Source organism: Microcystis sp. M109S1, from assembly GCF_020247025.1.
Taxonomy (GTDB): Bacteria; Cyanobacteriota; Cyanobacteriia; order Cyanobacteriales; family Microcystaceae; genus Microcystis.
The window spans coordinates 1-10,204 of sequence record NZ_JADBRW010000440.1 but is presented as its reverse complement, the minus strand read 5'-3'; the positions used below and the strand labels follow the sequence as shown (position 1 = coordinate 10,204).

The 10,204-nt window shown below is 40.6% G+C and carries 6 protein-coding genes; 2 read left to right on the top strand and 4 right to left on the bottom strand.

The window, feature by feature from the left end; genetic code table 11:
* Window positions 1-211: 211 nt before the first annotated feature.
* The 3 genes from IM322_RS21670 to IM322_RS21660 form a co-directional block, all read right to left on the bottom strand.
* The gene (locus tag IM322_RS21670) at window positions 212-3,091 is read right to left on the bottom strand and encodes a UPF0182 family protein (RefSeq protein WP_287674781.1); all 2,880 of its coding nucleotides are present in this window, start codon (window positions 3,089-3,091) and stop codon (window positions 212-214) included.
* Between the two features lie 135 nt (window positions 3,092-3,226).
* Window positions 3,227-4,453: a glycoside hydrolase family 10-like protein gene (locus IM322_RS21665; protein WP_287674779.1), complete on the bottom strand. Its 1,227-nt coding sequence runs from the start codon at window positions 4,451-4,453 to the stop codon at window positions 3,227-3,229.
* A 48-nt stretch (window positions 4,454-4,501) separates the two neighbouring features.
* A complete protein-coding gene (locus IM322_RS21660; protein ID WP_287080008.1) occupies window positions 4,502-5,629 on the bottom strand; it encodes an ABC transporter permease in 1,128 nt (375 codons plus the stop codon).
* A gap of 84 nt (window positions 5,630-5,713) precedes the next feature.
* Between IM322_RS21660 and IM322_RS21655 the strand changes: the two genes are divergently transcribed.
* On the top strand, window positions 5,714-6,649 hold the full coding sequence (locus IM322_RS21655; protein ID WP_287674777.1) for a 2OG-Fe(II) oxygenase: 936 nt from the start codon (window positions 5,714-5,716) through the stop codon (window positions 6,647-6,649).
* A 67-nt stretch (window positions 6,650-6,716) separates the two neighbouring features.
* On the opposite strand, the gene IM322_RS21650 is transcribed toward IM322_RS21655, so the two are convergent.
* The gene (locus IM322_RS21650; RefSeq protein WP_287674775.1) at window positions 6,717-8,915 is read right to left on the bottom strand and encodes a phosphoketolase family protein; all 2,199 of its coding nucleotides are present in this window, start codon (window positions 8,913-8,915) and stop codon (window positions 6,717-6,719) included.
* Window positions 8,916-9,132: 217 nt separating this feature from the next.
* Here IM322_RS21650 and IM322_RS21645 point away from each other — a divergent pair.
* Window positions 9,133-10,204, top strand: a 1,072-nt coding sequence (locus IM322_RS21645) for an RNA-guided endonuclease InsQ/TnpB family protein (protein ID WP_287713328.1), incomplete at its 3' end; no start/stop codon positions are given.

The following is a 10,204-nucleotide window of genomic DNA, read 5'->3' as shown; positions in this document are numbered from 1 at the left end:
GTTTACCCCTTTAATAATTAATTCATCTCGCACGGAATTAATTGCCCACTTTTCTAATTAAAAGAATAACTCAATCCTTTGATGATACTGGATTTTGAAATTGGCTGATTAACCAGAGCAGGCAATTTTCCGGGCAAATTCGGGGATATTGAGGATCGTTCTGGAACCAGCATCAGCTTTTTTTGCTAATTTGTGGCCAATTAGCGGCAATTTAGCTCTGATGACCTGAGAATAGCTTTTCTAAAGCTTCCTTCAAGGTTGGTTCCATGACAATTTTATTTTGATAAGCAACTGTTACTCTAGCGATTGTCGGGACACTATTTTGGTCTGCCACTAGATACAAAGGTTCTACATAAAGCAGAGATTGTTCAATGGGAATAATTAATAGGTGTCCTTGCAAAACTTTAGAACCGTCCCGATTCCAAAGGGAAATCTGTTGAGAAATATCTGGATCTTGGTTAATTAAAGCCTCAATTTGATTCGGTCCATACACTAACCTTTGTTTAGGAAATTGATAGAGTAATAACTTACCATACTCTCTATCATCTGAACGCGCTGCTAACCAAGCGATTAAATTTTGCCGACTAGAGGGAGTATAGGGATGGAGGAGAATAAATTCTTCTTTGTCGGAATCGGGCAGTTTCATGATTAAATAATAGGGTGATACAGCCTGTGGTTCCGTGCCGTAAATTTCTAGGGGAATTTCCCATTGATCCTCCCGATTATAAAATACTTGCGGATCGGTCATGTGATAGGTTAATAATCTTTCCGCTTGGGTACTAAATAAATCTTCGGGATAACGGATATGACTGCGGATAGTTTTTGGCATTTCTGATAAAGATTTAAAGAGATGAGGAAAGATTTTACTCCACGTCTGAATGATTGGATCATTTTCATCGGCAACATAGAAATTCACCGTTCCATGATAGGCATCCACTACCACTTTGACCGAATTGCGAATATAGTTAAATTTATCTTTCCCCGGGTCAGAATAGGGATAGCGATTGCTGATAGTATAAGCATCAATAATCCAATGTAATTTACTACTACTATCCCCCACATCTGCCGCTACTAAATAGGGGTTGCGATCATAATTTAAAAAAGGGGCGATAGTTTGCACGCGATTTTGGATATCACGACGCATTAATAAGCGAGTTTCGGGAGTAAAATCTTGGCTAAATAACATTTGCCAATCCCGCAGATAAAGGGCAAATAGCCAACGTCTCCACCCCGTCCCCACTAGGATTCCTCCCTTACCATCGTAGGTGTTATAGACATTTCCATCCCCGCTAGGAAAATCCAATTCTTCTACGGTGGTGGGAGTCATCACATAATTATTAGTTAATTCCCCGTAGTAAATGCGGGGTTTACCAATGGGAATACTATAATCAATTAATTCGCTAGAGGTTTGTAGAGCTCCTTCGTCTTTATTTGTGCCGATATCTTTGACAAAATAGTAGGGTAAACCCCCGGCAGCCACTAAATTAACTGGGGAAAGAGTGAACCCATAACCGTGGGTATAAACGAGATGTTTATTCACCCAAGTATTAGCAGAAGTGGGAACCGCACTATAATCTAATTCTCTAGCGGCAATAATTGTCTGTTGTTTTTCAGATATTTGACGTTCCTCGATTTTTTCAGGCAGTCCTACGCGTACCCGATAGCGATCGATATCAGCATCGGGGAATTTATAATATAAGCGAATTTGCTGTAATTGTCGGTTAGTTTCTAGCAGTGGTTTGGTGTCCCAAAGACGAATATTATCGATAGTTAGATGGTTTCTCTCTAAAACTTCGGCATTTAATTCGGCCTGTGGATCGAAAACTTGGGCATCAATTCTATCTAAGGAAAAAGCCGCTCTTGTGGATTGAATACTTCTTTCGATATAGGGTCTTTCTCTCACTAATTCATTCGGTTGTACGATTATTTTTTGTAATGCTCCACTGATAATTGTGCCACTTATCCAAACAATTAAATAGAGAAATACAGGAACTAAGTAGGGAGAAAATACCAACTTTTTCCTGGTATTTTTGTGTAATTTGCGACGGTTTATTTTACCAAATAATGCTTTTTCTCCTAACCATATAGAGGTTATTCCTGCAATAATTCCCAGAATAATTTCAATAAATTGGCCAACATGAATATCGATATAACCCGCACCATAAACTACCCCTTCCGGAGAATAAAGTAGCAGGTAACGCTGAATAATATGGTGTAATACTAGCAGCCCCATTAACCCACTCCACAGGGCGTATAAATGACGCAGTTGCGGACGGGAAAACCCCGGAAATGTTCCCAGAGAAAGACTATCGGCCGAAAAAAGATAGGTTAAACTAACAGCAAAAAGAGTATATATTCCCACACCACCGAGCCATAATTCTAGTAACTGCCACAGGGGTAATTGAAAGATGTAAAAACCTAAATCATTCCCGTATTGAGGATCGTTAATATTGAAAGGAACACCATAAAAATATTTTAAAAAATTCGCCCACTGCCCAGCAATAATAAGAGATAGCATTACAGTGAATACTATAGATATTATTCGCAAAAAATACTCGGTTTTAATTAATAATCCCAAGACTAAAAAAGCGATAATTACCCCTTGCCAAAGATTACTGGAAATATCGGTTAATACTTGCCTAATCCAAACTATTTCCAGAGGAGAACTTAGGGAAGAACTAAGGTTAGGGAGATTAAAATCTGGTGTCCAGAGACTGAGGGCTAGTTTACTGTAATACAATAACATTGACCCGATCCAAGCTCCAATTCCCGTTGCGATAATCAAAAGACCGAGTAAATTAATACTAGGAGATTGAGAACTAAGAGGATAACTATCTTCCCGGGGTTTTTGCCAACGAAAACGCTGGGCTAAACGTAAATTAGTAAAAATAAAGAGTAGAGAAAGAATCGCACTTCCCCAACCTAATCCCAGTTGCCAAGATAATTGCTTCAGGAAAGTGTTTAAATAACCCATCTCGGTAAACCAGAGGCTATTGGCTACCACTAATATCCCCAACTGCCCGATCACAAGGCAGCCAAGAAACAGTAAAATAGGTTTAGCGATCGAGCTTCGGTTAGATCTGATCAGCATGGATAAAGTGATAAAAGAGAGTCTTCTTTCATTCTAGCGATTTTAGTTTCTCCCTGCTGCTTTTTCTTAGTTTAAAGATAAACTTAAGAAACTATAGCGGGGTTAGGGCGATAATTTCGCTTAAAGTCAGCAATTTTAGCTAGGATTAGCAGACTGGAGTATTTCCCGAAAAATCCTGCGTCGATAGGAAGGAGATTCATTGCTGATATTCCATAAAGTTTCGTAGAAAAAGAAAGAAACACCAAAATTTTGGTGTCTCGATTTTTCCACTTGTTGAGTAATATTAACCATCGGAATCGGACGACCTTTTAAACCAGATAAAATCCCAATAGCCACGGGGATAGATTCTCTAGCTTGCTGTAATTCTGGTTGCGATAATTCCCAGTCAAAGGCGTTCATATCAGTTCGATACACTTGTACTATTAACTCATCAATCAAGTTTTTTTCTTGCCATTTTTGCCAATCTAAAAGATAGGATTCTAGGGAGAAAGTGTAGGGATTAGGAGATAGGGAAATAATCGCTGTAGGTTGGCGCTTTTTAATCGTCTGGGCTAAACTATTCATATAGTCAGTAATTTTATCGGCCCGCCATTGAATCCATGCTTTATCTTGGTAATCTTGCGGTGGTAATTGTCCCGAATGTTCCCTTTGATAGAGTTTAATCGTGGTTTCATCATAGCCAAAATCGGCGGGATAACCAAAATGATCATCAAACTGAATTCCTTCTATATCGTAGTTAGTAATAATCTCGCTGACTAAATCCGTAATAAAGTTTTTTACTTGCGGATGTAAGGGATTTAACCACACCCGTTGATGCACTTTTCCTTCCCACCAAATCACACTTTTATCCTGTCTTTGGGTTAACCAATCGGGATGTCGTTTTGCTAATTCTGAATCCGCAGGAGCCATAAAACCAAATTCAAACCAGGGAATAATTCTTAATTTTTTCCGATGACCTTGGCTAATTATTTCCTCTAAAAAGTCGCGATTTTTTAAAGATTCATGGGGATCGATCGCTCGTCCCGTAACTTTTTCTGCTACCTTAGAAGGATAGAGTGTATAACCCCAATTCCAGACCGTGGGATAAATAGTGTTAAAGTTTAAATCAGCCAACCTATTAAGGGCATCTTTTAGGGTTTCCGGTTTCAATAACACTTCACTATCGATATTAGTTAACCAAACTCCACGAATTTCGGTTTTTTCTTGGGGTTTATTGGTCGATTGTGCGGGAAAATTAAAGGTTATCGTCATGATAAAAGCAAAGATAATTAAAAATATTAACCAGCTTATTTTCCCGTATCTTTGACTATAAATCACCAAACTATCGGCGAAATTATTAAAAGTTTTACTGATTTTATTCATAATGGGAAGTGGGGAGACTGTTCACTGATAATGGCTAAAATAACTAAATTATCTCTCTAAATTGCGAGGATCTAGGGCATCGCGTAAACCATCACCGAGTAAATTAAAAGCTAAAACGGTGAGAATAATTAACAAAGCAGCTGGCCAAATTAACCAGGGTTGTAGAACAATAATTGAGGCATTGGTAGCCAGAGAAAGCATATTTCCCCAACTAGGATCTGGTTGTTGAATTCCCAAACCAATTAAACTTAAAACCGATTCGGCCACGATAAACCCCGGCACAGCTAACGTAGCAGAAATAATGATATAACTGGCAGTTTGGGGCAGCACATGACGCAGAATAATATAAAGGGGTTTTGCTCCCATAGCTTTAGCGGCCTGGATAAATTCCTGTTCTTTCAGGGATAAAACTTGACCGCGAATTACCCGCGCTAATCCCGACCAACTGATAAAAGAAGTAATCAGGACGATTAATAAAAAGCGCTGGGTGCTGGTTAATCCTGCGGGTAAAACTGCCGCTAGGGCCACGAGTAAATATATGCCGGGGATAGTCATTAAAACTTCCACAAAACGCATTAAAATCGCATCTAACCAACCGCCAAAATAGCCAGAAACGCCACCGACAAATAAACCGATAGGGAAAGAAATTAAAATCCCGACCAAACCGATAAATAAACTAATTCTGCCCCCGAAAATCAAGCGACTAAAACTATCGCGTCCCGATTCGTCAGTTCCCAATATATTGATTCTACCATCGCCGATGACTCCGAACAGATGGAGATCAAAAGGGATACCGGGGAATAAAGTTACTTCCTCCCATTTTGGCGGCAAAGGTAGGCGAATTTGACCTAAATTATAGGTTTCACCCTTAACCAAGAGACGCAGCGGCAAGGGTTTGTTAAAATCTCTCATTAGCTTCCGCTCACCAGTTTCTATATTAATAGCACTTTGAGTGGTGGGATAGACGTGGGGGCCAATCCACTCACCCTTGTTACTTCCCGACTGCGAGCGCCAAAAGATTTGAGTGGGGGGTAGGAGAGACTGACCGGGTTGGGAGGAGTAGGGAGAGTAGGGAGCGACAAAATCCGCCGCAATTACGCTTAAATAGAAGATTAACAGTAAAACTGCTCCCCAACGGGCGAGAGGATTATCTTTGAGTTTGTGCCACCAGTCCATAGGCGATTAGGTCAATAGGAGAGTTAATCTTTATTTTGCTAGTTTGATTGCTATAATTTATCATACCAACAAAAAAGCTGTCTAATGTTTATTAATCCCCTTGTTTATGAGAAATCTTCTGTCTATCGTCAAGATTTTGAGACAGCGCAACCGTTTAAGCATTTGGTCATCGATAATTTTTTAGTTGGGGAGCAAGCGCAAATTTTGCTGGAAAATTTTCCGAGTTTTAATCCGCAAAAAGCCATTAGTGAGTTAGGAAAAGTTGGCGGCAAGGCGGTTAATGAGGATTTAATCGGTTTAGGGGGTGTTTATCAACAGTTTGGCCGCTACGTTCAAGCTAAAGAGTTTTTAGAGTTAATTTCCGAATTAACCGGTGTCGATAATTTAATTCCAGACCCTAGTTTTTATGGGGGTGGAACCCACGAAAATTTACACGGTCAAGAATTAGACCCTCACATTGATTTTAACTTCGATGAGCGTCATTGGTATCATCGCCGCTTGAATTTATTAATCTATTTAAATCCCCAATGGCAAGCAGATTGGGGAGGGAATCTAGAGTTACATTCCAATCCTCGTCAACCGGAAGAAAATAAGATTAAATCTTTTCTACCTATCTTTAATTGTTGTGTTATTTTTGAAACCAATGAATATTCATGGCATGGATTTTCTCAGATTAATTTACCAGAAAATCAACGGCATTTATCGCGTAAATCTCTTTCTATCTATCTCTATACTAAAGAACGTCCAGACCAAGAATTATCACCATCTCATACAACTTTTTACATCCCGCGCCCGCTGCCAGAAAATATTCAACCCCATCAAGTTTTAAGCTCAGAAGATTACCAACAAATTAAAATTTTACTGAAAAGACGGGATGATTTAATTCGTTTTTATCAAGATAGAGAACTGAAAGAATCTCAGGATTTAGTTAGTTTAAGATCCCATATTAAACGCTATCTATCCCTCCAATATCCTCGCCTATGGAAAATGATTAAAAGTTTATCCCGTTGGCGAAAGTGACCTGAGAAAAAATCCCTACTTTCCAATCAGAGAGAGTAGGGAATAATCAAAAAAACTAACTGGGAACTTAGCCTAATAACTGGGTAGCACGCGCAGTTAAAGCATTGGCAGTCAAACCATTATAGGCCATAATTTCCCCGGCACTGGCGGTGGTTTCTCCCCGTTTCCAAGCGAAGACATCCCGACGCGCATTACTGCGTAACATAATCGGTTCTAACATGGCGCTTGTACCACCGGTTACTCCGATTAAAGCATCACCGGCAAAGAGACTGTCAAAACCAGCATCATCGAGGAAATTATTATCAGCTACCGAGCTAGTTTCACTCATCACATCGCTAGGACGGTAGAGACGACGAGGATTAATTACCGAGACGATTTTTACACCGATTCCCGCTGCTTCTAACTGTTGTGCAGACTCAAAGACGGGTAATAAAGTCATATCGCCAATGACGGCAAAAACAACTTTTTTACTGCCTTCCGATTCGTGGAGAATTACGCCGCCTTTTTCTAAAGCTTGACGGGTTTGCTCAAAAGTGGTTCGCACCGGTAAAGGCGATTTACTAGCGGTGATTGTAATGCCTTTATTGATAGTTCCTAACGCCCATTCATAACAGACTTGAATACTGTTAGCATCGCAGGGAAAGAGCGGGAAAATATTACCATTTCGCATCATAGCGGCGAAATAATTTTCAATCTCTGGGCGTTGGTGTGTCCAACCATTACGCCCTTGCTCCAAGGCTCCGGCGGTGAATAAAGTAATAGTAGAAGGGGTGGGACGACGTAACTCGGCCATCGCTTGGGTTACAGTCTGCCAAATCGGTAAACCATTGATAGCAAAAGACTCGTAGGAACACCATAAAGTCCGCCCTCCCAAGAGAGATAAACCGACGGCTAATCCAGCACAGGCATCTTCGCTTAAAGGCTCATAAACTTGACCGTTAGGTGCTTGGAAATAGGTATCATCGCTGGTGGGGTGAATAATCTTTAAACCGACGTTAATATTATTAATTCCCGAAGCGGCATTACCATCAGCATTAGTGACGACAAAATTATGGTCAGCTTTACCCACAGCTACCACTAATTCCCCCATGGCAGTGGTGGCTACTTTTTTATCGCCACCGACGCTAGATTCGGTCATCGGTAAGGTTCCTAAATCTGGCAGCGGGAAGACTTTTTCCGTCACCACTGTTTCCACTGCCGGACCGCCTCCAGAGCGCTCGAAATTAGTACGAACAATTGCCCAAGCTTCAGGGGGTAAAGCGCGTTCTTGTAAGGCAGTAACGATATAATCTTTTTCTAAAGAATCTCCTGGATAAAGATTATGGGAAGCCGCTCCCCGTTTGTGAACTCCCGCCCCTTTAAGTTGTTTAATAATGATCACCGTTAGTTGGCCTCCTAAAGCTAATTGGGCGGCTTTATCCGTGGCCATTAACACCGCTTTCATGAACTCCAGACGCTGGTTAAAAGAGAATTTGGTGCTATCTACATATTCCCCATTTTGATTAGCATCATCGAAGTCTTTGGCATTAATTAAAATCACTTCCTCAAAACCATTACCGCGCCAATAGGCTTCCATTTCGGCGTTAGTTTTCAGGGACACCATGCTATGGTGTTCTTGGGAATAGCCATTCCAAACTAAAATCGGCAGAAAATTGGTAATTTCAGGGTAAGCAGTGTGAAAATGACCAAAACTACTCATAATGTACGGTTCTCCTAAACCACCATCCCCGATAGTCACAGGGAAAAGGGTATTAGGGTGTAATTTGGCCGCCGCCATGGCGAAATGTTGTCCTTGGCCCAAAGGACCGGCCGGCCCGAGCAGTCCGGGGATTTGTCCAGAAAGATGCCCTAAAAGTCCGTGTTTTTCCCGAAAACGTTCTCCCAATTCCCTGACGTTGCTGATGCCCATGGCTTCGAGAGAGCGATCGAGAAAGACGTTACTATAAAAACCGGGGGCATGATGGCCCACTTCGGTGAAAATATTTTTCTGGCCTAACATCATCAAAGAGGCAATCACGTCGGCAGCGCTGGCAAAACCGCCGGGGTGTCCCGATTCTTTGGTAGCGGTGATTTGTAGGGTGAGGTAACGCAAAGCATCGGCGGCTAGGAGGGTTTGATAGATAGCATTCGGGTCATTAGCGGCAATAATAGCGGTCTTTCCCTCAGCGATAGCGGCTTTTCCTGCATATTTATCAAATTCGGGTAAGGAAGCCCCAAAATATTTTATCCCTTGACAAAAATCGGGAATTGTGCTAGTAGCTGTCATGAAATTAATATACCCCTTTACATACAGGCAATCGTTAAAACTATCTTACCTAAAATGTCGGATGAATGCCCCCGCTACATTTTTCGACAAGATACTCAACAAAATTAGCGGGGGATGAAATCCGACCAGAATATCAACCGCGGAGCATCGATTTAATTCCACCATCTGTGGGTAAACTGTGTTATACCTAATTTAGCCAATGGTCGTGGATTGTTAGATGCTAGTCGTAGAAGCAAAGCTAAAAAACGGAACACCAGAGCAATATCACCGGCTCGATGAAGCTATCAGAACTTCTCAGTTTGTGCGTAATTCTTGTGTTCGTTATTGGATAGAAAATAAAGGAACAACCCGCAATGACCTCCAAAAGCTTTGTGCGGTACTAGCTAACAATAAAGAGACACCTTGGGTTGATAAATTAAACTCACAAGCTCGTCAATCGGCTGCTGATAGAGCCTGGCAATCAATTAATAGGTTTTATCAGAATTGTCAGGCTAAGATACCGGGAAAAAAGGGTTTTCCTCGGTTCAAAAAGCATAGTCGTTCCGTTGAGTATAAACTAACGGGATATAAACTATCTGATGATAGACGTAAAATCAGATTTACTGATGGTTTTAAAGCAGGAGAATTTGATTTATGGTGTAGTCAAAAGACATTAGTTTATTATTCAGAACAACAGATTAAAAGGGTAAGAGTTGTTAGACGTGCTGACGGTTATTATTGCCAGTTTTTGATTGACGTAGAACGGCAAGAATACCATAAACCAACGGGACAAATAACAGGAATTGACTTAGGGTTAAAAGAGTTTTATACCGATGCTCAAGGCAATACTGTAGAGAATCCACGTTATTTAAGCAAGTCAGAAAAACGATTTCAAAAAGCACAAAGACGATTATCCAAAAAGTTTCTTCAAGGAAAGAAACAGTCTAAAAACTATCACAAGCAACGGGTAAAAGTAGCTAAACTTCATCTTAAAGTATCAAGACAACGTAAAGACAAAGCAATTAAAGACGCTTTGGCGTTAATCCAGTCTAATGATCTGGTAGTTTATGAAGCTTTAAAGGTAAGAAACTTAGTCAAAAACCGTAAGCTTGCCAAGTCGATTTCTGATGCTTCTTGGTATCAATTCACCGAATGTTTGAATTATTTTGCTAAGATTTATCGGATTGTTTGTGTTGCTGTTCCTCCCCATTTCACTTCTCAAGATTGTTCAGTTTGTGGGACGAGAGTTCAAAAAACATTAAGCACTAGAACTCATCAATGTCCTAACTGTAAAACAGTCTTAGATAGGG